Source organism: Sulfitobacter sp. THAF37 (assembly GCF_009363555.1).
In the GTDB taxonomy this organism is placed as follows: domain Bacteria; phylum Pseudomonadota; class Alphaproteobacteria; order Rhodobacterales; family Rhodobacteraceae; genus Sulfitobacter.
This window is the reverse complement of sequence record NZ_CP045372.1, coordinates 1,787,866-1,813,199: the sequence shown is the minus strand read 5'-3', so window position 1 is coordinate 1,813,199 and position 25,334 is coordinate 1,787,866. Positions and strand designations below refer to the sequence as shown.

Here is a 25,334-nt window from a genome sequence, read left to right as displayed (position 1 = left end):
CGATGCAGATGATCGTCCACCAGCACGTCAGCAACTTCGCCGACTGGAAAGCCGCCTTTGACAAGGACGACGAGGCGCGGCGCAACGCGGGGCTGACCGTGCTGCAGGTCTGGAAGGACGCCGACAGCGACACGCACGCCTTTGTCCTTCTGGAGGTCAACGACCGCGACAAGGCGCAGCAATGGATCGACCGGTCCAACGCACTGGCGGCCGACGACGGCGGCACCGTGACCTCCTCCTCCGCCTATTTCCTGAAAACGTCATGACCCCGGAACTGACGGCATTGACGCTGGCGGCACTGCTGCAATACCTGCAATTCGCGATCTACGCGGTGCCGGCCAATCGCGAACTCGGGCCGGGCTACACCATGTCCGCCCGCGACCGCGATCCGTCCAACGCACTCTCGGACCGGACCGCGCGCCTTGGCCGCGCCTTCGACAACCATTTCGAAGGGCTGATCCTCTTTGCCATCGCCGTGGGCGTGATCCAGATGTCGGGGCAGAACAGCGCGCTGACCGCGCTCTGCGGCTGGGTCTACCTCGGGGCGCGGCTGATCTATATCCCCGCCTACGCTCTGGGCTGGCGGCCCTGGCGGTCGCTCATCTGGTTCATCGGCTTTCTCGCCACCCTGCTGATGCTGATGGCCGCCCTCTTCTGATTTCATTGTTCGCGCAAATACACCGGGGGGCGGCGCTTGCGCCGGGGGGCTGGCCCCCCTACCCTCGCCTGCAACACGCTCAACACCCAAGGCAAGGAGACCCCCATGTCCACCTATGATGTCATCGTTATCGGCTCCGGCCCCGGCGGCTATGTCGCCGCGATCCGCTGCGCGCAGCTGGGCCTGAAAACCGCCTGCGTAGAGGGGCGGGAAACCTTGGGCGGCACCTGCCTGAACGTCGGCTGCATCCCGTCCAAGGCGCTGCTGCACGCCTCCCACATGCTGCACGAGGCCGAACACAATTTCGCCGAGATGGGCCTCAAGGGCAAATCGCCTTCCGTCGACTGGAAGCAGATGCTGACCTACAAGGACAGCACCATCGACACCAATACCAAGGGCATCGAATTCCTGTTCAAGAAGAACAAGATCGACTGGCTGAAAGGATGGGGTAGCATCCCCGAGGCGGGCAAGGTCAAGGTCGGCGACGAGGTGCACGAGGCCAAGAACATCATCATCGCCACCGGCTCCGAACCGTCGTCGCTGCCCGGCGTCGAGGTGGATGAAAAGGTCGTCGTCACCTCCACCGGTGCGCTGGAACTGGGCAAGGTGCCCAAGAAGATGGTGGTCATCGGCGCGGGCGTGATCGGCCTGGAACTGGGCAGCGTCTATTCCCGGCTTGGCTCAGAGGTCACGGTGGTCGAATTCCTCGATGCGATCACACCCGGCATGGACCCCGAGGTGCAGAAGACCTTCCAGCGGATGCTGAAAAAGCAGGGGCTGGACTTCATCATGGGCGCTGCCGTGCAAAAGGTGGAAGCCACCAAGACAAAGGCCAAGGTGCATTACAAGCTGCGCAAGGATGACAGCGAAAATGCCATCGACGCCGACGTGGTGCTGGTCGCCACCGGGCGCAAACCCTACCACGAGGGCGTCGGCCTGGACGATCTCGGCATCCGCCTGACCAAGCGCGGCCAGATCGCCGTCACCAAGGAATGGGAAACCGACGTCAAGGGCATCTATGCCATCGGCGACGTGATCGAAGGCCCGATGCTGGCCCACAAGGCCGAGGACGAAGGCATGGCCGTGGCCGAGGTGATCGCGGGCAAGCATGGCCATGTGAACTACGGCGTGATTCCCGGCGTGATCTACACCCACCCCGAGGTCGCGTCGGTGGGCGAAACCGAAGCGACGCTCAAGGAAGCGGGCCGCGCCTACAAGGTCGGCAAATTCTCCTTCATGGGCAACGCGCGGGCCAAGGCCAACTTCTCGGGCGACGGTTTCGTCAAGATCGTTGCCGACAAGGAAACCGACCGCATCCTCGGCGCGCATATCATCGGGCCCTCCGCGGGCGACCTGATCCACGAGATCTGCGTGGCGATGGAGTTCGGCGCCTCGGCGCAGGATCTGGCGATGACATGCCACGCGCATCCCACCTATTCCGAAGCCGTCCGCGAAGCCGCGCTGGCCTGCGGGGATGGCCCGATCCACATGTAGACCGGTCGGGCTCCGCCCGTCCAGGGCGCGAAAGGTCCCCCGGACCTTTCGCCGCCCGCGGCGGGCCCTGCCACGCACACCCCACCTATTCCGAAGCGGCGCTGCTGACCTGCGGGGATGCCCCGATCCACTTGTGAGGGGGCGTCTAGCGATACGCCCCCATTTTGAAATGAAACTCGGATCGGGCTAGGTCTTCGTGGGCACCGGAGCTCGTTCGAACTTGATCCCACAATTTTTCTGGATGCTCACTTTTTCCAGAGCTTCCAATTCACCTTTCAGCCGGGCGAGTTCTGATGCTGTCTGCTTGTCGCCCTTAATGAAGAACGCGGCCGGCCAAAAGATTACAAGAGCTACACCTGTTGCAACAGCATCATCATTGGCCTTCTTGTTTTGAACTCCTGACAGTTCTCCAACCTTGGCGCTAACCCTGCTCGCTTCTTCGACAATCTGGCGGCAGCTAAAGGACTGGTACGTCAACGGAGACACGTAACTCCCCGTCACATCAGAAGCCTTTTGCGCACACCCAGACAAAGCGACTGCAATCGAAGCAGCCGCAATAACAGTTCTTACCATGAAATAAGCCTTTGAAATTATTAATGGAACTAAGAAATACCTGCGTAGCAACCAAGTTCCTAGTCAAACTCCAGATCAGAGTGCATGAAGCATAGTCCGTTGCAAATTTGTCTCTTGAGCTACCACATCGTCTTGGCGGCCCGGGCGCCCCAGGCGTCGTCGTAGGGCGCGCCGCCCTCTTCGCCACTGGTCATTTCCGCCAGGATTTCACCCACGCTGGGCAACCCGCCGCTTTCGTCCGCACCGGCCCAGGTCCCTGCCCGCATCAACGCGCGGGCGCATTGGGTATAGACTTCCCGGATGGTGATCACGATCACCGTGGCGGGCTGGCGGCCCCCCTTGTCGAAGCGCGCGCGCAGGTCGGCGTCGTCGGTCAGGATGGCGGTGCCGTTCAACCGCACCACGTTGTTCGACCCCGGCACCAGGAACATCAGCGACACGCGGCCATCCACCACGATATTGCGCAGCGAATCCAGCCGGTTGTTGCCGCGCCAGTCGGGCAGCGCCAGCGTCCGCGCATCCAGTTCCAGCACCACCGGGCCATCGTCGCCGCGCGGGCTGCCGTCGGTGCCCTCGGGGCCGACGGTGGACAGGATGCACAGCTTTGATGCCATGATCCAGTCGCGGTAAAGCGGCGTCAGGCGGTCCGCCACCTTGCGCAGCGCAGGCGCGCCGGGTGTGCCATACAGCGCCTCAAGTGCCGCGATGTCGTCAATCCTGCGCATGCCAGCCGGCTTCTTCCAACAGCGCGTCGGAACGGCGCTCCACGACCTCTTCCAGCCGTTGCATGAAGTCGGCCCGGCTCAGCCCCGGCGGGATCGGGTCGAGGAATTCGACCACCGCGACGCCGGGACGCCGGTAGAGCCCCCGGCGCGGCCAGAAGTAGCCCGCGTTGGTCGCCGCCGGGACGCAGGGCTGCTGCAACTGTTCGTATAGCGCGGCGCTGCCCACCTTGTAGGGGATCCGCTTGCCGGGAGGAACGCGGGTGCCCTGGGAATAGATCACGATCTGCCCCGGCTCGATCTTGCCCGCCTCCACGTCCGCCAGCATCTTGGCGATGGCCTTGCCCCGCTTGCCCCTGTCCACGGCGATCATCTGCATCCGCTTGGTGTACTGGCCGATCACCGGGGTCCAGAGGATTTCGCGCTTCATGATGAATTTGGCGCGCGGCAGCGCGTGGAAGATCATGATGATGTCGAGGAAGGACTGGTGCTTGGCCGCGATCAGAACTTCGCCGGTGGGCACCGTGCCCCGAACCTCGCAGCGCAGGCCGATCAGCCAGCGCGCCGACCACATGCACCATGCGGCGTAGGTCTTGCAGGCGGTGTATGCGCCCCGCTTGGAAAACATGGCCCAGGGGGCAAAGGCCAGGCCGATGACCGGCATCGCCACCGTGACCTGCACGATGTAGACGAGTGAGCGTATCCATTGCAGCATCAGGACAACCCCCGCAGCGTGCGCCGCGCGGCGGCCCGCGTCGCGGTAAAGGCGACGGCACCGGCCAGCGGCGGGATCAGGAAGGGCAACAGCCAGTGCCACCCGCGAAAGCCCAGCCCGGTGAGGAACCCGCCGGTTTCCGTACCACCGGGCAGCAGCAGCACGGAGACCATCGCGACACCCGTGCCCGCCGCCGCGCCTGAAAGGCCGCGCAGGGTGAAGCGGCGGACAAAGGCCTGCGCGATATAGTCATCGGTGGCGCCCACCAGCCGCAGGACCGCGATCACCTGGGCATTGGCGGACAGCGCCGCCTGCGCGGCCAGCGTGATCATCGCGGCGACGGTGGCGGCGATGAGGCCGATGGACACCCAGCCCATCAGCCGCAGGCGGGTGGCCGCGCGCACCAGCGGTTCGCGCCAGCGGCCGTGATCGTCCAGCACAGCCCCCGGCACCTCGGCGGCCAGCCGCAGGCGCAGTCCGGCGGCGTCCATGCCATCGCTGTCCTCGATCACCTCGATCAGGCGCGGCACCGGCAGCGCATCCAGCGCGAGGTCGGGGCCGAACCAGGGCGCCAGCAGCGCCTGTTGTTCGGCGTCGGTCAGGGCCCGGGCGGTTTCAACCCCCTTGGTGGTTTCCAGAATGCGCAGCGCCGCGTCGGTCTGGGCCGCACGCTGATCCAGCGGGGCCACGATGCGCACGGTGGCGGTTCGGGCCAGCTCCGACCCCCATCGGTCGGCCAGGCGGCCCGCGGCCAGCGACAGCGCCAGGGCAAACACCGCGATGAAGGCCATCGCAGCGGCGGCGAACAGGGTCAGCTGCGCGGTAAACCCCGACGGCGGCACCACGCGGTCGGCCTGGCGGTCGCCCGACAGCAGCGCGCTCAGGCTGGGGCGGGTCAACTTCACAGGTCCGCCCCCGCCAGCTGGATCCGCCGGTTGGCGATGCGCAGGACCCGGGCCTGCACATGCGCCTTGGTGGCGCGGATCAGGCCCAGGTCATGGGTGGCGATCAGAACCGTCTTGCCCATCTTGTTCAGTTCGATCAGCAGCCGCAGCAGGCGCTGGGACATGTCCCAGTCGATGTTGCCGGTCGGCTCGTCCGCCAGCACCACATCGGGCGACATGATGACCGCGCGGGCCAGCGCAGCACGCTGCCGTTCACCGCCGGAAAGTTCGGGCGGCAGGGCATCGGCGCGGTTCGACAGGCCGACCCAGGACATCAGATCGGCCAGGTCCTCGCTGGCGGCGGTGGCGCTGCGGCCAGAGACGATCAGGGGCAGGTTGATGTTTTCCGCCACGTCCAGATGATCCAGGAACTGCACGTCCTGATGCACCACGCCCACGCGCCGGCGCACCATTGCGATGTCGTCGCGCGCCAGACCGCGCACGTCGTTGCCGAACAGATGAACATGCCCCGCGGTGGGCATCAGCGCCCCGTAGCACAGCTTCATCAGCGTGGTCTTGCCCGCCCCGGAGGGACCGGTCAGAAAGTGGAAGGACCCGGGCGCCAGTTTCAGCGTGATGTCCGACAGCAGTTCGCCCCCGCCGTAGCTGTAGGCCACATTTTCCAGCTCGATCACGCCTGTACCCCGGATTTCGTTGACCTGTTGTGCCTTAGCACCGCAGGGGATTCAATGCACCACTTCCGGACTTGCGGTCGAGATAGCACTTTTCCTGCGCAAATCTTCTACTATGCTTGTCCGAAATGGTTAACAGCCCGAAAATGGGCTCTTGAGAGCAGCGGGAACATCATGCGGCTGACCTGTCCGAACTGCGACGCACAATACGAGGTGCCCGACGAGGTGATTCCGGCGGCAGGGCGGGATGTGCAATGCTCCAACTGCGGTCAGACCTGGTTTCAGCATCACCCGGACAACGCCCCGGTCGAGGCGACCGAAGAGGATGCCGAGGTGCCGCCGCCCGAGGCCCCCGCCCCGGACGAGGAAACCGCGCCCCCGCCGCCGCCATCCAGGCCCGCACCGGAGCCCGCGCCACGGCAGCTGGACCCGGCGGTGGCCGACATCCTGCGGCAAGAGGCCGAGGCCGAGCATGAGGCGCGCGCGCGCCGGAAGGAACAGGCCGAACCGCTGGAAAGCCAGCCGGACCTGGGGCTGGACACCGCCCCGGTCGCGGACGACCGCGAGCGTCGCGCCCTGGAGGCGCGCCGCCGGATGGCCCGGATGCGCGGCGAACCGGAACCCCTGACCGAAGAGGAAGCCCGCGCCGCCGCCATGACCTCGCGCAAGGAACTGCTGCCGGATATCGAAGAAATCAATTCGACCCTGCGCAGCGACGATCAGCGCAATGGCCCCCAGATCGCGCAGGAGGAGGCCGACCTGCCGGTCGCCGGGCGCGGCGTCGGGTTCGGACGCGGCTTCATGCTGGTGATCGTCCTGGCGGCAATTCTGGTCATGCTCTACGTCTTCGCCCCGCAGATCGCGCGTGCCGTGCCGCAGGTGGACCCCTACCTCAGCAGCTATGTCGGGTGGGTCGATCAGCTGCGGGTCTGGCTGGATGGACAGGTGCAGGATCTGCTGATCTGGCTGGACGCGCTGGCGGACCAGTCCGCCGCCTGACAGGCATCATCGCAGGATCTGCGGTCCGCTGTCCTTATCCGCGGCAAGGAGCCCTGCGCCCGCGTGAACGAATGTCCCAGGGCAAGACCGTCATCCCTGCGCGACCGTCATCCTGCGCCACCAAAGAAGACATGTCATATTTGACATGTCTTCTTTGCCCGGTCTTTGAGGCCTGATCACGCGTCTCGCCTCCGCCAACGTCCCTGTGCACCCATCGACCGGCCAGTCGCCAGTCGCTGTCACAGCGATGACATGTCTTCACAGCACCGCCTGAGAGAAGACGAGAAACCGGCGCGAAAACGGTCCCCGTGTCACCGGACAAGGCCGCCGTACCGGCCCGCCCCGGCAACCCGGTCAAAACCGGTCAAGCAACCGGTTCAGATAATCGCGCTCCACCTCCGGGCGCTCGGTCTCGCCCGACCGGCGGCGGATCTCGTCCAGCAGACGGCGCGCTTCCTCCCGGGCATCCGGCCCCTCACCCAGACGCCCGCCATCCGACAGCCCGCCCTCCGCGCTTTCACCCTCGCGGCCAAGCGGGTCGCGGTTGGCGCGCCCGCCCTGTTCGGTATTGCCCTGCCCCGGCTGCTGCTCGCGCTCCTGCTGTGCCATCGCCTCGCCCAGCGCCCGCATCCCCTCGCGCAGGGCCTCCATCGCCTGAGACTGGTTGTCTATGGCCTCCGCCAGGTCGTTGTTGCGCAGCGCCTCTTCGGCGTTGTCCATCGCTTCTCCCGCACGGTCCAGCGCCTCGCCGGCCGCGCGGCCCTCGGGCGTGCCCTGCCCCGGCAGGTTCTGCTGCTGGCGGCGCAGCTCGTCCCGCAGCGCCTGCTGACGCTCGGCCAGACCCTCCGGCCCCTGCCCCGGTTGCGCCTGATCGCCCGGCTGCCCGTTCTGACCCTGCTGCTGGTCCTGTCCCTGACCCTGCCCGTTCTGGCCCTCGTGGCTCTCGCCCCGGCCCTGGCCGCCGTTGCGGCCCTCGTTGCCCTGGCTCTCGCCAGCCTGGGCGCCGGGGTTGAATTGCTCCTGCAGGTCGCGGAAGGCCTGATCGCTCAGCCCCTGCTGGTCGCGCAGGGTTTCCGACAGCCCCTCCATCGCCTGCTCGCCCGGTGACTGGCCGCCCTGACCCTGCTGGCCCTCGGTCACGCGCATGTTCTCCATCATTTCCTGCAGCTGGCGCAGTGCCTCTTCGGCCTCGGCCATGCGGCCCTGTTCCATCAGTTCCTGTATCCGGTCCATCATGCGCTGCAGGTCGTCCTGCGTCATCTGCATGGTCTCGCCCTGCTGGCCCTGTTGCTGCTGGTCGCCGTTCTGTTCGTTCTGCTGGGCCTGCTGGCGCTGCAACTGCTGCAGGTATTCCTCGGTCGCGCGGCGCAGCTCGTCCATCAGCTCGGCAATCTCTTCCTTGCTGGCGCCGTTCTTGATCGCCTCGTTCAGCCGGTCCTGCGCGCGGCGCATCCGCTCCAGCGCATCGGCCAAGACCCCCTCCTCCAGCTCAATGGCCAGATCCCACATGTCCTCCGCCAGGTTCTCCTGCACGTCGTCGCTCAGCCCATAGCGGGCGTGGATCTCCAGCCGGTCGATCACGTCGCGCAGCCGCAGTGCCGTCACCTCCGAGCGAAAGATGTCATCGGGCCGGTAGGCCACGGCCCGCAGCACCTGCGCCATGCGCGGCGCATTCGACTTGGACCACATGAGGTCGCGGCGCATCTCGATCACCGCCGCGGCGGCGGGGTCAAAGAACCGCCGCCCGGGCAGGATCATCTCGCGGGGCGCGGTCTGGCCGATCTGTTCCGCGGAATCCAGCACGCTGAGGCTGATTTCAATCGGCAGGTTGGCCCAGGGATGCTTGGAAAAATCCTCGATCAGGTTCTCCTCAAAGGCCGCCCGGTCGCCCGAAATCGGCGTCGGCAGGGGCACCACGACCTCGGGCCTCGGATCGGGGTCGACGGTCAGCCCGTAGCGCCGATCCACCGACGCGAGATCGAGCGTGATGCGCGCCTCGCCCGCCTCCACGCCATAGTCGTCCCGCGCCGCGAAGGGCAGGCGCATCTCGCCCAGGGCCGACACCTCGGGGTCGCCCAGAAGCTCCACCTCGGGCGCCGCGTCAGGCAGCATCGTCACATTCCAGCTCCGTCCCCCCGGCCCCTCGATGGCCAGGCTGCCGTCCTGGACCACGGCGAAATCCTGTGCCGGGTCGGATGCCGCGGGCACGTCTTCGGTGCGCCCCGACACGGTCTCGGCCAAAGTCAGCGCGCCCACGTCGCCGTAGAACCGCAGGGTGATCAAGGTGCCCGCGGGCAGGCTCAGGGGGCCGCCATCCAGATCATTGAGGTAGAGCGTTGGCTTGCCGGTATAGCGCGGGGGTTCCGCCCAGCCTTCCCAGACCGGGCCTTGCGCCAATCCGCCGCCGCCCGGTGCCATGTCGGCCACCGAAGCCACCCTCAGGACCGACCCGAACAGCAGGGCCATGCCAAAGGCCAGCACCGCGACAAAGCGCAGGGCATAGGGGTCGCGCCGCGACACGCGCAGATCCGCAGGCACCGGACGGGCGGTTGCCGCGCGGTCGGCCATGCGTGCCTTGTGCGCCTGCCAGACCGCCATGGAGGCCACATCGTTCTGGCCGATCGCCGCATGGTCCAGCAGCGCCTGTATCGGCCGCCCCGGCAGGCTGCGGTCAAGCCGCGCCATCGCCGCCCCCCGAGGGGGCAGCCGGAACCGGCGCAGCGCATAGATCAATGCCGCCAGCCAGGCCAGCCCTGCCACCACGGCGGCGCCCCAGACGATTTCGACACCGACCATGTCCTGAAGCCCGAACATCAGGGCGGCCAGTACCAGCAATGTCACGCTCATCAGCGGCCAAAGCGCCTGTACCAGCCCCTCGGCCAGCATGCCCGCCCAAGTCAGCCGCAGCGGCCAGCGCAGCCTGGACAGCGCGTCATTCCGTTCGGCGTCTGGGGATGTACTCATAAGAACTGCCTCCGGCCTGGCCCGAGGCGGATCACCTCACAACCATTCGGGGATGGTATCGCGATTTATCAGATCGTCAAAGGTCGGACGTCGGCGGATAACCGCGAATTGATCCTCTTTGACCAGAATTTCCGGGATCAGCGGTCGCGAATTGTACTCGCTGCTCATAACCGCGCCATATGCGCCGGCGGACCGGAAGGCGACGAGGTCCCCGGCGGCAAGCGGCGGCATCATCCGCTGCCGCGCAAAGGTATCGCCGGATTCGCAGACCGGCCCGACCACGTCCATGGGCGCACGCTCCACGCCCGCTGCGGGTTCCACCACCGGGATGATATCGTGATAGGCATCGTACATCGCCGGGCGGATCAGATCGTTCATCGCCCCGTCGAGGATCAGAAAATCGCGCCCCTCGCCGGATTTGACATAGATCACCGCGCTGACCATCAGCCCCGCGTTGCCCGCGATCAGCCGCCCCGGCTCGATCTCGATCTCGCAGCGCAGATGCCCCAGCGTCCGCTTCACCAGCGCGCCATAGTCCGACGGCAGCGGCGGGTCGGCATTGCTGCGCTCGTAGGGAATGCCAAGGCCACCGCCCAGGTCCAGCCGCCGGATGTCATGGCCGTCGGCGCGCAGCGCCTCGGTCAATTCCGCCACCTTGCCATAGGCCAGCGCGTAAGGTTCCAGATCGGTCAGCTGCGAGCCGATGTGCACGTCGATGCCCACGACCTCAAGCCCCGGCATGGCGGCGGCCATGCGGTAGACCTCGCGCGCGCGGGCGATCGGAATGCCAAATTTGTTCTCGGATTTGCCGGTGGCGATCTTGGCATGGGTTTTCGCATCCACGTCCGGGTTCACGCGGATGGTGATCGGCGCGACCTTGCCCATGGCCCGCGCCGTGGCATCCAGCACCGCCATCTCCGGCTCGCTCTCCACGTTGAACTGGCGGATGCCGCCCTCAAGTGCTGTGCGGATCTCCTCCTGGGTCTTGCCCACGCCGGAAAACACGATCCGGTCGCCCGGCACGCCCGCCGCCCTGGCGCGGTGGTATTCACCGCCCGACACCACGTCCATCCCCGCGCCCGCCTGCGCCAGCGTGCGTAGCACCGCCTGGTTGGAATTGGCCTTCATCGCGTAGCAGACCAGATGGTCCATGCCGTCGAGCGCCTCGTCGAACAGGCGGAAATGCCGCAGCAGGGTCGCGGTGGAATAGACGTAGAACGGCGTGCCGACAGCCGCGGCGATATCGGCCACGGCGACATCCTCGGCGAAAAGCGCGCCGTCGCGGTAGAGAAAATGATCCATGTTCTTTTCGGTCCCAAATATCCGGACGCGCCCTAGCGAACAGGCGCCGTCCTCAGGAAGAGATAGAGCGGCAACCCGCAGGACACGCCGATGCAGAAGGTCGCCGGGATGGCGATCAGCCCGGTCCAGTTGCGCCGCACGGCGACCTCGGCCAGGATCCAGAGGGTCAGCGTGATCGCCGCGATGGTCAGATCCCAGACCAGCCCGCTGCTGGCCGCATTGGCATGCCAGGCTTCCACCATCGCCATCAGGTCCCAGCCATTGGCCTGAAACCAGGTGACGAAATAATACATCGGGTGGACCGCGCCCCAGACGGCAAGCGCGAGGTATGTCATCCGCAACACCGTCATGTCAGAAACTCTTTCGCACGCCGATGTTCGCATAGCCCGAAATGCTGACGCCGGGGGTCAGCGTGCTGGGCTGCTGGCGGGTATCGCCGCGCCATGCCGGGTCGTCGTACTGCGGCTCCGTCGGGCCGCAGGCCCCCAGCAGCACCATGACGGAAATCACCGCGACGCCCCTCACAGCCCCAGCCCGAGCGATGCGGCGAAAGTTCCCTTCCGGATGCCGACGCTGGTGCCGCCGTACATGCCGCTGCTGGACAGCGTCACGGTAGAGTTCGCCGTGGGCCGCACCGGTTCACCGTCCGCGCCACAGGCGGCCAGCGCCGCAAGGCTCAGAAGCGCCAGGAGGATCCTCATGCCAGTATCTCCTTCCACCGTTCGATCTGGTCGCGCACCTGCGCCGGTGCCGTCCCGCCATAAGACATACGCGAATTGACGGAGTTTTCCACGCCCAGCACGTCGAAGACGCCATTCGTGATCTCGGGGTGCACCGACTGCATCTGCTCCAGCGTCAGGTCCGGCAGGTCGCAGCCCGCCTTTTCCGCCATGCCCACCAGCGCACCGGTCACGTGATGCGCATCGCGGAACGGCAGGCCCAGCACCCGCACCAGCCAGTCGGCCAGATCCGTGGCGGTGGAAAACCCGCTGCCCGCGGCGGCGGCAAGGTTGTCGCGCTGCGCGGTCATGTCGCGCACCATGCCCTCCATCGCGGCCAGCGCCAGCATCAGGTTGTCGGCGGCGTCGAACACCTGTTCCTTGTCTTCCTGCATGTCCTTGGAATAGGCCAGCGGCAGACCCTTCATCACCATCATCAGCGCGGTATTGGCGCCAAAGATGCGGCCCACCTTGGCGCGGATCAGCTCTGCCGCATCGGGGTTCTTCTTCTGCGGCATGATGCTGGAGCCGGTGGAAAACCGGTCCGACAGCGCCACGAAACGGAACTGCGCCGAGGACCAGATCACCAGCTCCTCCGCAAAGCGGCTGAGGTGCACCGCACAGATGCTGGCGCAGGACAGGAATTCCAGCGCGAAGTCGCGGTCGCTGACGGCGTCAAGGCTGTTGGCCGCCGGCCGGTCGAATCCCAGCGCCTTTGCCGTCATCTCGCGGTCGATGGGAAAGGACGTGCCCGCCAGCGCCGCCGCGCCCAGCGGGCTTTCATTCATGCGTCTGCGGGCGTCGCGCACACGGCTCAGGTCACGGCCGAACATCTCTACATAGGCCATCATGTGATGACCCCATGTGACGGGCTGTGCCGTCTGCAAATGGGTAAAGCCGGGCATGACCCAATCCGCCCCCGCTTCTGCCTGCCCCAGCAGCGCCCGGATCAGCGCCACAAGCCCCGCGTCGAAGGCGTCGAGCTGGTCGCGGGTCCACAGCTTGAAGTCGGTGGCGACCTGGTCGTTGCGGCTGCGCCCGGTGTGCAGGCGGCCCGCGGGTTCGCCGATCACTTCTTTCAGGCGCGCCTCCACGTTCATGTGGATGTCTTCGAGGGCCGCGGAAAATTCAAAGCTGCCGCCCTCGATCTCTGACAAGATCGTGAGCAAGCCTTCCCGGATCGCATCCGCATCGCTATCAGTGATGATGCCCGTCGCGGCCAGCATGGCGGCATGGGCGCGCGACCCTGCGATGTCCTGTGCCGCCATCCGCTTGTCAAACGAGATCGAGGCATTAATTGCCTCCATGATCGCGTCGGGACCGGCGGCAAATCGGCCACCCCACATCTTGTTGGAGGTCGTGTCAGTCATGTCAAACCCTCGGAGGGACAGATGAGAAAATTCGTGCTTGGCCTCGTGTATACGGCCCTGTTGACAGGTGCAAACCCCGCTTTGGCGGCAGGGGCCGACATTCTGGGCCTGCGCGACGGCGACATGAAGAAACTGGTGGTGCACGATGCGCCCACCGCCACCTCCGACGCGCCGTTCGACCTGGCCGATGACGCGGGTCAGGGTACGCTGGCGGATTACCGGGGCAAATACGTTCTGGTGAACTTCTGGGCCACCTGGTGCGCCCCCTGCCGCAAGGAGATGCCGCAGCTCGACGCGCTGCAGAAGGAATTTGGCGGCGAGGATTTCGAGGTGCTGACCATCGCCACGGGGCGCAATTCGCCCGATGGCATCACGCGGTTCTTCGAAGAAGCGGGCGTGACCAGCCTGCCCCGTCACCAGGACCCCAAACAGGCGCTGGCCAGTCAGATGGGCATCTTCGGCCTGCCGATCACCGTGCTGATCGACCCCGAGGGCCGCGAGATCGCCCGCCTGCGCGGCGACGCGGACTGGTCGAGCGAGAGCGCGAAATCCATCGTCAAGGCGCTGATCGAGACGCGGCAGGACAGCTGACCAGCGCGGGGGCGCTGACAGCCCCCTCAGGCCGCGTGGTTCAGGATCGCCGCCTCGGACGCCGACAGATTGCGCCGCGCAAAACTGCCGTAGGTATGCGGGTCGTATTCCAGTTCGGGATATTCGGCCAACAGCCGCCGCCGGTCCGCCTCGTCCAGCGTCGACAGCGCGGCAGAGGCGGGATGAAAGCTCTCGGTCTCGACGCTGTTGGCCCAGATCACCTGATGCGAATCGAACAGCATGTGGATGTAGGTGACTTCGCGCAGCTGCAGGTCCACGGTGATGGTCTTTCCGTTGATCAGATCACGGGCCGTCACCAGCACCTCGGGCGTGTTGAACAGATCCTGCGCTGCCGCGCCCTTGACCAGAATCCGGTGTTGCGGCGACACGATCAGGTCGCGGTCGGGCTGGCCCGGGTTCAGCACACCCGCGGCAATGCGCACCGGGCGCAGCCGCGGCATCGCAAACAGCCGCGCGCCGGTCATGCGCCTGCTGCCGACCCAGCGGACAGGCTGCGCGCCGTCATCCTTTGTCTGCACCAGATCGCCTTCGCGCAGATCCTCGATCAGGGTCAGGCCGCCGGGGGTGCGGATGCGGGTGCCGGGGGTGAAACAGATCACCCCCCCGTCGCTGGCCGACGCCGCGTCGCCGGTGGCGCTGCCCAGCGTGTGATGCACGATCCACAGGTCGCGGTTGCGCGGGGGCATCTCATCAAGGAACATCAGCAACGGCTGGCTGCCGCCGCCCACTTCGATCAGCGTCACGGTATAGCTGCGCCCGCCGTCGGTCACGACAAAGCTGTTGTCCATCAGCGGACCGTTGTCCACCGGGTCCGCCCGGCGCGGATCGCGTCTCGGGCCGTCGCCCTCTTCCAGCGCCGCACCGACCAGACGGCGCACCATCCTTGCCGCGCGCTTGCGCAGATTTTCCGCTTCGTCTGCCTGGTCCAGCCGCAACACGTCGTTCGGGCCATCGACCCGGAGCGCGTCCCCCCGCCATGCCCATGCCGCCCCTACCGAAAGGGTTTGCACCGGCGCGGCATCAAGGCCGTCTATTTCTGTTTGCGACCAGCTGATGACAAACGTGCCCTTAAAGCCCGTCTTCATTGCTCGTTCTGCCTGCCTCAGTATTATTATTACCCAACCGCTAGCAAAAAGACCGCCACCTGCAAAGCCATAATCCTGTCATTTTCCAAGGTGTTGCAATTTGACCTTGATCCCCCGCACAGCGGCGTGCCCCGGTCCTGCGGCATCCGGGCGGTACGCAGGCTGCGGTCGCGGCGGGAAATCGTTGTAATACGCTGGCGATTTGTTAGCGTTGTTTCAGCCAAAACCGCTCAGGAGTCGCCATGTCCCTGCCGCCCAAGGCCCAGCCGGGCCGCCGCATCGTCTCGTCCCGCCACCTCGCCGAGGGCGAGGGCTGGGAAGCCTCGGAACTCGAATACGGGATGATCATCGCCTATAATGCCTTCACACGCTGGATGTCGCGCTGCATGGCGGCGGCGGGCAATGCCGACATGACGCCGCTGGAGATCCTGGTGCTGCACAACACCAATCACCGCAGCCGCGAGAAACGCCTGACCGACATCTGTTTCCTGCTGAACATCGAAGACACCCACACCGTCAACTACGCGCTGAAAAAGCTGCTGAAGTCCGAGCTTCTGGTGGCCGAGAAGCGCGGCAAGGAGGTGTTCTACCGCACCTCCGAGACAGGTGCGGCCTTGTGCGAGGCCTACCGCACGATCCGCGAGACCTGCTTTCTCGACGGGCTGAACCGGATCAACATGGACGGCAACGAACTGCGCCAGGTCGCCGCCAGCCTGCGCACCATGTCGGGGCAATACGATCAGGCCAGCCGCGCGGCCGCCTCGCTCTGATCCACCCGGGTCAGAGCAGCGCGGCCATGGCGCGGGCGGTGTCGTTCATCCGGTTGGAAAAGCCCCATTCGTTGTCATACCAGCTGACCACGCGGATCATGCCGCCCTGCGTCACGCTGGTCTGCGCGGCGGCAAAGCAGGACGAATGCGGGTCATGGTTGAAATCCACCGATACCAGCGGATCAGTCTCGTAGGACAGCACGCCCTTGAGCGGCCCGTTCGCGGCTTTCTCCATCGCGGCGTTGACCTCTTCGACCGATGCGCTGCGTCCCGGCAGGATGCACAGATCGACCATCGACACATTCGCCACCGGCACCCGCACGGCGGACCCTTCCAGCCGGCCCTTCAGCCCCGGCAGGACCTCGGAAATCGCCGCCGCCGCCCCGGTGGAGGTCGGCACCATCGACACCGCCGCCGCGCGCCCGCGATACAGGTCCTTGTGCGGCGCATCATGGGTCGGCTGGTCGCCGGTATAGGCGTGTATCGTGGTCATGTAGCCGGTTTCGATGCCGAAGGTCTGCTCCAGCACCATGGCCACCGGGGCCAGGCAGTTCGTGGTGCAGGACGCGTTCGACACGATCACGTCATCCGCCGTCAGATCGCCGTGGTTGACCCCATAGACCACCGTGCGGTCCACCCCCTTGCCGGGGGCCGAGATCAGCACCCGCTTCGATCCGTTTTCGAGATGCGCGGCAGCCTTGTCGCGGGTGGTAAAGATGCCGGTGCATTCATAGACGATGTCCACGTCGCCCCAGGGCAGCTTTGCCGGGTCACGTTCCGCCGTCAGGCGGATGCCATGCGCGCCCACGTTCAGGGTGTCGCCGTCCAGCATCGCCGTTTCGGTCAGGCGGCCATGGACGGAATCGTACTTCAGCAGATGCAGCAGCGTTTCGGCCGGGGCGAGGTCATTGACCGCCACAACCTCTATCCCCTCCGCACCGTTTTCCAGGAGCGCCCGCAGCACGTTGCGCCCGATCCGGCCAAAGCCGTTGATTGCGATCTTCGTGGTCATGATGTGTCTTCCCCTTTCGGATGGGTTCATTCCGCGCGACACGGCGCATCCCGCCTGGCGCAGGACATCTGGTTGCGTCATGTCTTCGCCCTCTCGTTAGCGCTAACAAGCGCGAATTACAACCTTCAATCCCCGGCCCGACTGCGCCTTGAACGACAGATACGGGGCGAAAGGCATCAAGATCACGATACCATTGGTCGCGATCAGGGGCTTGCGCTCTTTCCTGGCCGCGATCACCGGGCCGCGCAGACGCCTGATCCGACGCAGCCTGTGTCCGCTTGGGCTTGCTCCTGAGTCTGGCTGCAAGATGTCCTGACGGCAGGTCTGCAGGACGGAGCGGTTTCCCGCATCGACTGAGCGAAGGACGCTTTTGCGGATTGTTCGGCGGGCCCGGCCCGGATATTCATTCCCCATGACATGGGCCATCCATATCGCCAATGCCTCGGGCCACCTCAACGGTCTCGTGTCACCGATCCGCAAGGCGATCGAGCGGGCGCAATCGCAGGCGGAAGCAGTTTCGGCGCGGGTAGACCTCGACGTGATCGTCCAGGTTTGGCCGGGTCGGGTCATCCCGCATCTGGGTCACGTCGGCTATGCACCTACCGGAGACATGATCCAACTGACCTTCGACCCGAGCAACCCGAACTGCGCGCACAATCTGGGCGAAGCTCTGGAGCGAACGGTCGTGCACGAATTCCACCATGCGCTACGGTGGCGCGGGCCCGGCTATGGCAGCACATTGGGCGAAGCCCTGGTCTCCGAAGGGTTGGCGGGCCACTTTGCGCAGCAGCTCTACGGCGGTCCACCGGAAATGTGGGAAACTTCGCTCGATGGACAAGATCTTTCAGAGGCGGCGAGAGACGCCGCAGCGGCGTGGTACGACGACGCTTACGATCACGCCGGGTGGTTCTTCGGCAGTGACCCCGCATGGCGCGGTTACGGGCTCGGGTTCGCCCTGATCAGACGCCACCTCTCCATCCATCCGGAAGAGACTGCCGCCACGCTCGTGCACGCGGATGCCGAGAGATTTCGAGGCGATCTGGAGGTTGTGGCCGATTGAGCGCCACGCATCAGATCCGCCAAGAAGCCTTCGCGCTCCGGGCGCAGTTGCACCTGAACCGGGGGCAAAGGTCGCATTTTCACGCTGCAATGGGCGCGCAGGTGTCCTATAGAAAACGGCATGACCCATATGCATGATCCCATACTGATCGCGGTGGACGCGGGCGGCACCGGATGCCGCGCTGCTGCGGGTACCGTGACGCGCGGCATTCTGGCCGATGCGCGGGGCGGTCCGGCCAATGTCGAGAACAGCTTTGACGGGGCCATCGCCAACATCATCGCCGCCGTGACCGAGGCGTTGACGAACGCGAGCCTCGCCCAGACACCGATGGCGCGGATCACCGGCCATGTGGGCGCTGCCGGCGCCAACAGTGCCGAGACCATGACCAAGGTGGCCGCCGCCCTGCCCTATGGCAGCTGCAAAGTCACCGGCGACAAGGAAACCACCGTCGCCGGGGCACTGGGCGACCATGACGGCTATGTGCTGGGGATCGGCACCGGCACCTTCATCTCGCGCCAGCGCGGCGGCGTGGTCAGCACCGTCTCGGGCTGGGGTTTCCAGATTTCCGATCAGGCCTCGGGGGCCTGGCTGGGACACCGGCTGCTGGAACGCACCCTGCTGGCCCACGACGGTATCGAGCCGCATACCGCGTTGACCCGCCGAACGCTGGACAGCATGGGCGGGCTGCACCGGATGCGCGGATTCTGCCTGACCGCGACGCCGACGGACTACGCGACCCTTGCTCCGGAGGTTCTGACCGCGGCGCAGGACGGCGATGCCGCGGCGCTGGCGATCATCGCGCGGGCGGTCGATTTTCTGGAAAAGGGGCTGGCGGCGCTGGGCTTCTCGCCCGGCGACAGGCTGTGCCTGACCGGGGGCGTGGGGCCGCATTACCGGGGCTACCTGCCGGAAGAGACCGTGCGCAACGTGGTCGCGCCGCAGGGCAATGCCATGCAGGGGGCCTTTGCGCTGGCCCGTCAGGCCGCGCAGCAGAACGGATAGCGCCCGGAATCGGAATCGCAGCCGTGAGACGGATGTGCGCCAGAGGTTCGCGCCCGGCCCCGAGGACGCAGCTTGGCGCGCCGTACCGCGAGGGAAGACATGTCATGCATGACATGTCAAAAATGACAGGTCTATGATGACATGTCTTCACCTGCAGGCAGCAGGGCTGTGGCGGCAGGCAGCAGGGCCGTGGCGGCAGCTGACAGCGGAGCAAAGCCAGTCGTCGCGGCTTCGGCCTAATGGTCAATGCCATGTACGTTGGATAAGAGGCACCGGCGCCCGCCGCAGCGGTCGCGCTTTGTTTGCCTCCTCCGGGTCTGTGGATCTGTAGGGACCGTTGAAATGGCGGCGCCGCCGGATCGGATGGTATGAGACAGGGCAGGCCCTGCACGTTGAACGGTTCAATGTGGCCCGTTGATGGCGGGCCTCTGTTTCTCCGAATGCGCCCGGGGTGTCAGGCCGGGTGCGGGTGTCGCGACAGGCGGGGTTCTAGCGGAGTGTGGTTAACCCTGTCCTGACGTCCCGCCCGTTGCGCCGGTATGCGCGGCGTGTCTGCGCCGCACCGACGCGGGCCGTCCCGGCAGCGACAGCCGCGCGTCATTGCGGGCCTGACGCGAGATCACCTTGCCTTTCGCCACCACGCACAGACGATCGGGCCGCAGGCGCAGCGCCTCGATCGGGTTGCCCGCGTCCAGCACGACGAGCGAGGCCTGCGCGCCCTCGTGCAGCCCATAATCCTGCAGGCCCATGATCCGGGCGTTGACCTCTGTCACCATATCGAAACAGCGCCGCATCTCTTCGGGGCTGCTCATCTGCGCGACGTGCTGCCCCATGAAGGCCACGTCCAGCATGTCGCCCGTGCCCATCGAATACCACGGGTCCATCACGCAATCCTGCCCCCAGCCCACGGCGATGCCATGCGCCTGCATCTCCTTTACCCGCGTCAGCCCGCGCCGTTTCGGGAATGTGTCATGGCGGCCCTGAAGCATGATGTTGATCAGCGGGTTCGGAATCGCGGCGACCTCTGCCTCGGCGATCAGGGGCAGCAGTTTGGAGACATAGTAATTGTCCATCGAATGCATCGAAGTCAGATGCGACCCCGCGACCCGCCCCTGAAGCCCCAGCCGCCGGGTCTCAAACGCCAGCGTCTCGATATGGCGCGAATGCGGGTCATCGGTTTCGTCGCAATGCAGGTCCACCATCAGCCCGCGTTCGGCGGCGATTTCGCACAGGGTCGTGACCGACCGCGCGCCATCCGCCATGGTGCGTTCGAAATGCGGGATGCCGCCGACCACGTCCACCCCCATGTCCAGCGCGCGGATCGTGTTGGCAAGGGCGGTGGGGTCGCGGTAGAGTCCGTCCTGCGGGAAGGCGACCAGTTGCAGGTCGATGTAGCCGCTGACCGCTTTGCGGACCTCCAGCAGCGCCTCGACCCCCAGCAGCCGGTCGTCGCAGGTGTCCACATGGCTGCGGATCGCCAGCAGGCCCAGCGAAGCCGCCCAGTCGCAATACTCAAGCGCGCGGTCGAAGACGTCCTGCTGCGTCATCACGCCCTTGAGTTCCCCCCAGAGGCCGATCCCTTCGAGCAGCGTGCCCGAGGCGTTGATGCGCGGGGTGCCGTAGCTGAGCGTGGCGTCCATGTGGAAATGCGGATCGACAAAGGGCGGGCAGACGAGATCGCCGGTCGCGTCGATGACTTCGCCCGCTTGCGTGTCCAGCGTGCCGATGGCGGTGATCCGGTCGCCCGCGATGCCGATGTCGGCGACGCGTCCGTCCGGCAAAGTGCCGCCCTTGATGATGATGTCGAACATTGAAATCTTTCTACTTTACCGGTCTCGAGTTAGCGCGAAGGACGGCCCCCGGCCGCGGGTGGGGGTGAAGCCCCCGCCCATGGGGGCGGTCGGGGGCTGTCCGGCCTGCGGCCGGACGGAAGATCACTACCGTTCCCCCTTGTTGAAGGGCACCATCAGCGCCGCTGGCACCTGTGCGCGGCGCGACATCACGACCAGCGCGAGGATCGACAGGATATAGGGCGCCATCAGGAAATACTGGTATGGGATCCCCGCCCCCAGCGGTGTCTGCTGCAACCTGATCTGGAGCGCGTCGAAAGCCGCGAACAGGATCGCGCCCAACAGCGTCTTGCCCGGCTTCCACGACCCGAAAACCACCAGCGCGATGCAGATCCAGCCGCGCCCGTTGACCATTTCGAAGAAGAACGAGTTGAAGGCGCTCATCGTCAGGAACGCCCCGCCCACCGCCATCAACCCGCTGCCCACCATCACAGCACCGATGCGGATCGCGCTGACACTCAGCCCCTGCGCCTCCACCGCCGCCGGGTTTTCGCCCGCCGCACGCAGCGCAAGACCAAGGGGCGTGCGATACAGCGTGACCGACACCACCGCCGCCAGCGCGAAGGCCAGATAGGTCAGCGGCGTCTGGTGGAACAGCGCCTGACCGAGGACGGGAATGTCGGACAGCAGCGGCACCTCCCACGGCTGAAAGGCGTCGATCTTGGGCGGTGACGTGACCTCCGGCAGGGCCAGACGGTAGCAATAGTAGGTCAGCGAGGTCGCCAACAGCGTAATGCCCAACCCCACCACATGTTGCGACAGCCCGAAGGGCACGCAAAGCACCCCGTGCAACAGGCCGAAGGCCATGCCCGACAACATCGCCACGCAGACGCCGAACCACAGCCCCCCGCCCAGATAGACCGTCAGCCAACCGGCAAAGGCACCGACCACCATGATCCCCTCGATCCCGAGGTTCAGCACCCCTGCCCGTTCGCAGATCAGCTCGCCCAGGGCGGCAAAGATCAGCGGCGATGCGATGCGGATCGCGGCGGTCCAGAAGCTGGCAGAGATGAGAATTTCGAGAATGTCCATCAGCCGCGCCTCACCCTGAATCTCGTCAGCATGATCGCCAGCACCATCAACAGCAGCGCCACCGCCAGCATGATGTCGGCCAGGTAGGTCGGCACGCCCGCCGCGCGGCTCATGCTGTCGGCGCCGACAAAGATGCCCGCGACGAACAGCGCCGCCACCACCACCCCCAGCGGGTTCAGCAGCGCCAGCATGGCGACGATGATGCCAGTGTAGCCAAAGCCGGGCGAGATATCCAAAGTGAGGCTGCCCTTCAGCCCCGAAACCTCGGAAAACCCGGCAAGTGCCGCCAGCCCCCCCGACATCAGCGCGGTCTTGATCAGGGTCGCATTGACCGGGATACCGGCGAACCGTGCCGCTTCGGCGTTCAGGCCCACGGCGCGCATTTCATAACCCAGCGTGGTGCGGCGCTGGATCACCCAGACGAACCCGGCAGAGATCAGCGCAAGGCCGAAGCCCCAATGCAGGCGCAGCCCGTCGATGATGCGGGGCAGCCGCGCCTCGTCGATCAGCCGGGCGGACTTGGGCCAGCCCAGCCCCATCGGGTCCTTCAGCGGCCCTTCCAGCAGCATGGAGACCCAGAGCAGCACCACGAAATTCAACAGCAGCGTCGTCACCACCTCGTCCACGCCAAAGCGGGTTTTCAGGAAGGTCGGCACCAGCAGCACCAGCGCCCCCGCCAGCATCGCGGCGACGCCGATCAAGGGCAGCAGCACGCCCGAGGGCCAGGCCAGCGCGCCGGTGCCCAGCACCACGGTGATCACCGCCCCCATGTAAAGCTGCGCCTCGGCCCCGATGTTCCACAGTTTCGCGCGGAAGGCTGTGGCAACCGCCAGCCCGGTAAAGATCAGCGGCGTTGCGCGGTTCAGCGTCTCAAGCGTGGCGAATTTCGACCCGAAGGCGCCCTTGAGGATCAGTCCCAGCACCGAAAACGGCTGCGCCCCCGCGATCATCGCCAGCAGAGAGGCGATGACCACGGTCCCCGCCAGCGCCAGCGCGGGCAGGCCCAGACGGCGGGTCAGTGCGGGGTTGGCGATGGGTTCAAGCCGCATGGTCAAACCCCTCGCCCGCCATCCAGACACCCAGTTCCGCCAGGCTCAGCGCGCCCCGGTCGAAACCGGGCGACAGCCGCCCTTCGGAGATCACATGGATCACATCCGCCAGGGCCGTGACCTCGTCCAGATCCTCTGAGATCAGCAGCACCGCCGCGCCCCGGTCCCGCGCGGCCAGCAGCTGTTCATGCACATAGGTCAGCGCCCCGATGTCGAGCCCCCGCACCGGCTGGTTGGCCAGCACGACGTCAGGCGCGGTTTCCAGCACGCGGCCCAGGATCAGCTTTTGCATGTTGCCGCCCGACAGCAGGCGGATACGGGTCTCCGGGCCGGGGCAGCGCACGTCGTAGCCTGCGATGATCTTCTGCGCGAAATCGCGGGCGGCGCGCCAGTTCATCCAGCCCCGCCGGGAAAAGGGCGGCGTGGCGTAAAGCTCAAGCACCGCGTTTTCCGTGAGATCGAAATCCGCGATGGTGCCGGTTTTGTGCCGGTCCTCTGGGATGCGGGCGATCCGCGCGGCCAGCGCGGCACGCGGGCTCCACCCCGCAACCGGCGCATCCGCTAGGCGCAATTCGCCCGATGCGGGCGCGATCAGCCCGCCCAGCAGGTCCGCCAGCGCCGCCTGCCCGTTGCCCGACACCCCCGCAAGCCCGGTGATCTGGCCCGCCCGCAGGTCCAGATCGACCGCCTTGAGCCCCGGTGCGCTGCCCCGGTCCGGCGTGGTCACGCCGCGCAGCGATACGCGCACGGCACCGGGGTTGGCCTGCCTCACCTGCGGCGCGGCAACCTCGGCCCCCACCATCATCTGCGCCAGCCGCGCCGCATCCGTTTCGGCGGTCCGCGCCTCTGCCACCAGCCTGCCGTGCCGGAGCACTACCACGCGCGATGAGATCGCCGTTACCTCGTGCAGCTTGTGGCTGATGAAGATCACCGACAGCCCCCGCGCCACCGCCCGGCGCATGGTGGCGAACAGGTCGTCGGTTTCCTGCGGGGTCAATACGGCGGTGGGTTCATCCAGAATGAGGATCCGCGCCTCGCGGTAGAGCGCCTTGAGGATCTCTACCCGCTGGCGTTCGCCGACGCTGAGCGCGCCGACCTGCGCCTCCGTGTCCACCCGCAGCCCGTAGTCCTGCATCAAGGTGTCGATCCGGCGGCGTGCGGCGGCGCGGCCGAACCCAGGCCGCCAGAGCGGCGCGGTGCCCAGCACGATGTTCTCCAGCACGGTCATGTTGTCGGCCAGTGTGAAGTGCTGATGCACCATGCCCACCCCGGCCTCCAGCGCCGCACGCGGGGTGCCGGGGGGCAGCGGCTGGCCAAAGACTTCGACGCGGCCCTCATCGGGTGTGTAATGGCCGAAAAGAATGTTCATCAGCGTGGTCTTGCCCGCGCCGTTTTCACCCAGCAGCGCGATGACCTCGCCCTGCCGCAGATCGAAGCTGATGGCATCATTCGCGGTCAGCGCGCCAAAGCGTTTGGTGATGCGGTCAAGGCGCAGGACAACGGGGGCGGTGGTATCGTTCATTCAGAAGCAGTCAGCGGTTTGTGGCAGGTGCAAAGGGCAGCGCCGACCCGAGGGGTGGCGCTGCCCGGCCTCCCGGCCGGGCGGGACCATCCGCAAGGGCAGCACTCAACTGGACTTCGGTTCTTCGTCGTTGATCTCGACCGTGTAATCGCCCGCCTTGATCGCCTTGGTGCGCTCTTCGATCAGGTCCAGCGCCTCCTGCGGGATCTTGCCCTCGAAGGTGCCGAAGGGCGCCAGCGATGCGCCGCCTTCCTTCATGAAGGAATAGACCCCATAGTCCGCGGCGGTGAATTCACCCGCCTTCACCGCGGCAATCGCCGCATCCAGCGTCGGTTCAAAGTGCCAGATGGCCGAGGCGACGACGGTGTCAGGGTATTCCGCCTGCGTGTCGATCACGTTGCCGATGGCCAGGATGCCCTTTTCCTGCGCCGCGTCAGAGACGCCAAAGCGTTCGGCATAAAGGATGTCCGCCCCGTTCTCGATCATCGCGAATGCGGTTTCCTTGGCCTTAGGCGGATCGAACCACGACCCGATGAAGCTGACCTGAAAGGCGATGTCCGGGTTCATCTCGGCAGCGCCAGCCATGAAGGCATGCATCAGGCGGTTCACCTCCGGGATCGGAAAGCCGCCGACCATGCCGATGTTGCCGCTTTCCGTCATCGCGCCCGCGACGATGCCGGACAGATAGGCGGCGTCCTGGATGTAGTTGTCGAAGACGGCAAAGTTCGGCAGGCTTTCGTCCTGCTTGAAACTCGATCCCATCAGGAAGGCGACATCGGGGTAGTCGGCGGCGACCTCGCGCGCCTCCTGTTCCGCGCCAAAGACCTCGCCGATGATCAGGGTGTTCCCGCTTTCGGCATATTCGCGCATGACGCGGGCATAATCGGTGTTCGAGACGTTTTCGGTAAAGACATATTCGATGTCACCACGGGCCTGCGCCGCCTCCGCCGCCTTGTGAATGCGGCTGACCCATTGCTGCTCGACCGGCACGGTGTAGATGCCCGCGACCTTGATCGGGTCTGCAGCAAGTGCGGTACGCGGTGCCAGGGCGAAGGCGCCCGCCAGCGCGGCGGCGGAGCCGAGCAGGAAGCGGCGTGTGAAACGACGTGTGGTCATGATTGTCCCCCATTGGTTTATGTTGTGACAGATCGTTTGCCAGCCGCCCGGATGAGTCAAGCCAACGCCGCCCGTTTGCGCGATACTTCAACCGCAGGGCGGGCGATGCGCACAGTCCGCGGGCGATCCTCC

At 66.1% G+C, this 25,334-nt stretch carries 26 protein-coding genes; 8 read left to right on the top strand and 18 right to left on the bottom strand.

The genetic code is table 11. The features are described from left to right. Positions 1–2 precede the first annotated feature (2 nt). The 3 genes from FIU94_RS08920 to lpdA all read left to right on the top strand — a co-directional run bounded on the left by FIU94_RS08920 (position 3) and on the right by lpdA (position 2,152). Positions 3–266, top strand: a complete 264-nt coding sequence (locus tag FIU94_RS08920; protein ID WP_152465470.1) for a hypothetical protein — start codon at positions 3–5, stop codon at positions 264–266. Then, positions 263–658, top strand: coding sequence for an MAPEG family protein (locus FIU94_RS08915; protein WP_152465469.1), 396 nt, complete (start codon positions 263–265; stop codon positions 656–658). The genes FIU94_RS08920 and FIU94_RS08915 overlap by 4 nt, the downstream gene beginning before the upstream one ends. A 105-nt stretch (positions 659–763) precedes the next feature. Continuing rightward, positions 764–2,152 carry a dihydrolipoyl dehydrogenase gene (gene lpdA / locus FIU94_RS08910; protein ID WP_152465468.1) on the top strand — a complete coding sequence of 463 codons (1,389 nt, stop codon included), beginning with the start codon at positions 764–766 and terminating at the stop codon, positions 2,150–2,152. A 186-nt stretch (positions 2,153–2,338) separates the two neighbouring features. On the opposite strand, the gene FIU94_RS08905 is transcribed toward lpdA, so the two are convergent. From FIU94_RS08905 to FIU94_RS08885, 5 genes are all read right to left on the bottom strand, one after another. Continuing rightward, the gene (locus FIU94_RS08905; RefSeq protein ID WP_152465467.1) at positions 2,339–2,725 is read right to left on the bottom strand and encodes a hypothetical protein; all 387 of its coding nucleotides are present in this window, start codon (positions 2,723–2,725) and stop codon (positions 2,339–2,341) included. Positions 2,726–2,844: 119 nt separating this feature from the next. Next, positions 2,845–3,450, bottom strand: coding sequence for a pyridoxamine 5'-phosphate oxidase family protein (locus tag FIU94_RS08900; RefSeq protein WP_152465466.1), 606 nt, complete (start codon positions 3,448–3,450; stop codon positions 2,845–2,847). Further along, a complete protein-coding gene (locus FIU94_RS08895; protein WP_152465465.1) occupies positions 3,437–4,162 on the bottom strand; it encodes a 1-acyl-sn-glycerol-3-phosphate acyltransferase in 726 nt (241 codons plus the stop codon). The genes FIU94_RS08900 and FIU94_RS08895 overlap by 14 nt, the downstream gene beginning before the upstream one ends. Continuing rightward, complete coding sequence (locus tag FIU94_RS08890; RefSeq protein ID WP_152465464.1) at positions 4,162–5,067, bottom strand: ABC transporter permease; 906 nt, start codon at positions 5,065–5,067, stop codon at positions 4,162–4,164. Before FIU94_RS08890 ends, FIU94_RS08895 begins: the two co-directional genes overlap by 1 nt. Further along, the gene (locus FIU94_RS08885; RefSeq protein ID WP_152465463.1) at positions 5,064–5,741 is read right to left on the bottom strand and encodes a cell division ATP-binding protein FtsE; all 678 of its coding nucleotides are present in this window, start codon (positions 5,739–5,741) and stop codon (positions 5,064–5,066) included. The genes FIU94_RS08890 and FIU94_RS08885 overlap by 4 nt, the downstream gene beginning before the upstream one ends. Positions 5,742–5,912: 171 nt before the next feature. Here FIU94_RS08885 and FIU94_RS08880 point away from each other — a divergent pair, with 171 nt between their 5' ends. Continuing rightward, entirely contained in the window at positions 5,913–6,737 is an 825-nt protein-coding gene (locus FIU94_RS08880) for a zinc-ribbon domain-containing protein (protein ID WP_152465462.1), read from the top strand. Between the two features lie 354 nt (positions 6,738–7,091). Here the strand turns inward: FIU94_RS08880 and FIU94_RS08875 are convergent, their stop codons facing one another. From FIU94_RS08875 to argH, 6 genes are read right to left on the bottom strand one after another with little or no spacing between them, the layout of a single operon-like run. Then, a complete protein-coding gene (locus FIU94_RS08875) occupies positions 7,092–9,701 on the bottom strand; it encodes a TIGR02302 family protein (protein ID WP_152465461.1) in 2,610 nt (869 codons plus the stop codon). A gap of 36 nt (positions 9,702–9,737) precedes the next feature. Further along, positions 9,738–11,003: a diaminopimelate decarboxylase gene (gene lysA, locus FIU94_RS08870; protein WP_152465460.1), complete on the bottom strand. Its 1,266-nt coding sequence runs from the start codon at positions 11,001–11,003 to the stop codon at positions 9,738–9,740. A gap of 32 nt (positions 11,004–11,035) precedes the next feature. After that, positions 11,036–11,353 carry a DUF2834 domain-containing protein gene (locus FIU94_RS08865; protein ID WP_152465459.1) on the bottom strand — a complete coding sequence of 106 codons (318 nt, stop codon included), beginning with the start codon at positions 11,351–11,353 and terminating at the stop codon, positions 11,036–11,038. Position 11,354: 1 nt separating this feature from the next. Beyond that, on the bottom strand, positions 11,355–11,513 hold the full coding sequence (locus FIU94_RS20870; protein WP_172975876.1) for a hypothetical protein: 159 nt from the start codon (positions 11,511–11,513) through the stop codon (positions 11,355–11,357). Positions 11,514–11,524: 11 nt separating this feature from the next. Next, positions 11,525–11,704 carry a hypothetical protein gene (locus FIU94_RS08860; protein ID WP_152465458.1) on the bottom strand — a complete coding sequence of 60 codons (180 nt, stop codon included), beginning with the start codon at positions 11,702–11,704 and terminating at the stop codon, positions 11,525–11,527. After that, a complete protein-coding gene (gene argH / locus FIU94_RS08855) occupies positions 11,701–13,092 on the bottom strand; it encodes an argininosuccinate lyase (protein WP_152465457.1) in 1,392 nt (463 codons plus the stop codon). Before argH ends, FIU94_RS08860 begins: the two co-directional genes overlap by 4 nt. A gap of 21 nt (positions 13,093–13,113) precedes the next feature. Here argH and FIU94_RS08850 point away from each other — a divergent pair, with 21 nt between their 5' ends. Beyond that, positions 13,114–13,683 carry a TlpA disulfide reductase family protein gene (locus tag FIU94_RS08850; protein ID WP_152465456.1) on the top strand — a complete coding sequence of 190 codons (570 nt, stop codon included), beginning with the start codon at positions 13,114–13,116 and terminating at the stop codon, positions 13,681–13,683. A 26-nt stretch (positions 13,684–13,709) separates the two neighbouring features. On the opposite strand, the gene FIU94_RS08845 is transcribed toward FIU94_RS08850, so the two are convergent. Continuing rightward, positions 13,710–14,789 carry a Hint domain-containing protein gene (locus tag FIU94_RS08845; protein WP_152465455.1) on the bottom strand — a complete coding sequence of 360 codons (1,080 nt, stop codon included), beginning with the start codon at positions 14,787–14,789 and terminating at the stop codon, positions 13,710–13,712. Between the two features lie 242 nt (positions 14,790–15,031). On the opposite strand from FIU94_RS08845, the gene FIU94_RS08840 reads away from it, so the two are divergent. Then, the gene (locus FIU94_RS08840; protein ID WP_152465454.1) at positions 15,032–15,559 is read left to right on the top strand and encodes a winged helix DNA-binding protein; all 528 of its coding nucleotides are present in this window, start codon (positions 15,032–15,034) and stop codon (positions 15,557–15,559) included. A gap of 10 nt (positions 15,560–15,569) precedes the next feature. Here FIU94_RS08840 and gap read toward each other — a convergent pair whose 3' ends face one another. After that, positions 15,570–16,571, bottom strand: coding sequence for a type I glyceraldehyde-3-phosphate dehydrogenase (gene gap / locus FIU94_RS08835; RefSeq protein WP_152465453.1), 1,002 nt, complete (start codon positions 16,569–16,571; stop codon positions 15,570–15,572). A 412-nt stretch (positions 16,572–16,983) separates the two neighbouring features. Between gap and FIU94_RS08830 the strand changes: the two genes are divergently transcribed. Together FIU94_RS08830 and FIU94_RS08825 are read left to right on the top strand one after the other, a co-directional pair. Next, a complete protein-coding gene (locus tag FIU94_RS08830) occupies positions 16,984–17,631 on the top strand; it encodes a DUF2268 domain-containing putative Zn-dependent protease (RefSeq protein WP_152465452.1) in 648 nt (215 codons plus the stop codon). 120 nt (positions 17,632–17,751) lie between these two features. Then, positions 17,752–18,633, top strand: a complete 882-nt coding sequence (locus tag FIU94_RS08825; RefSeq protein WP_152465451.1) for a BadF/BadG/BcrA/BcrD ATPase family protein — start codon at positions 17,752–17,754, stop codon at positions 18,631–18,633. Positions 18,634–19,136: 503 nt separating this feature from the next. Here FIU94_RS08825 and FIU94_RS08820 read toward each other — a convergent pair. The 5 genes from FIU94_RS08820 to FIU94_RS08800 all read right to left on the bottom strand — a co-directional run bounded on the left by FIU94_RS08820 (position 19,137) and on the right by FIU94_RS08800 (position 25,202). Then, entirely contained in the window at positions 19,137–20,444 is a 1,308-nt protein-coding gene (locus tag FIU94_RS08820; protein ID WP_152465450.1) for an amidohydrolase family protein, read from the bottom strand. Positions 20,445–20,570: 126 nt separating this feature from the next. Then, a complete protein-coding gene (locus FIU94_RS08815) occupies positions 20,571–21,515 on the bottom strand; it encodes an ABC transporter permease (protein WP_152465449.1) in 945 nt (314 codons plus the stop codon). Next, positions 21,515–22,564: an ABC transporter permease gene (locus FIU94_RS08810; RefSeq protein ID WP_152465448.1), complete on the bottom strand. Its 1,050-nt coding sequence runs from the start codon at positions 22,562–22,564 to the stop codon at positions 21,515–21,517. Before FIU94_RS08810 ends, FIU94_RS08815 begins: the two co-directional genes overlap by 1 nt. Continuing rightward, entirely contained in the window at positions 22,554–24,086 is a 1,533-nt protein-coding gene (locus FIU94_RS08805; RefSeq protein ID WP_152465447.1) for an ABC transporter ATP-binding protein, read from the bottom strand. The genes FIU94_RS08810 and FIU94_RS08805 overlap by 11 nt, the downstream gene beginning before the upstream one ends. Positions 24,087–24,191: 105 nt before the next feature. Beyond that, positions 24,192–25,202, bottom strand: a complete 1,011-nt coding sequence (locus FIU94_RS08800) for a BMP family protein (RefSeq protein ID WP_152465446.1) — start codon at positions 25,200–25,202, stop codon at positions 24,192–24,194. Positions 25,203–25,334: the final 132 nt, after the last annotated feature.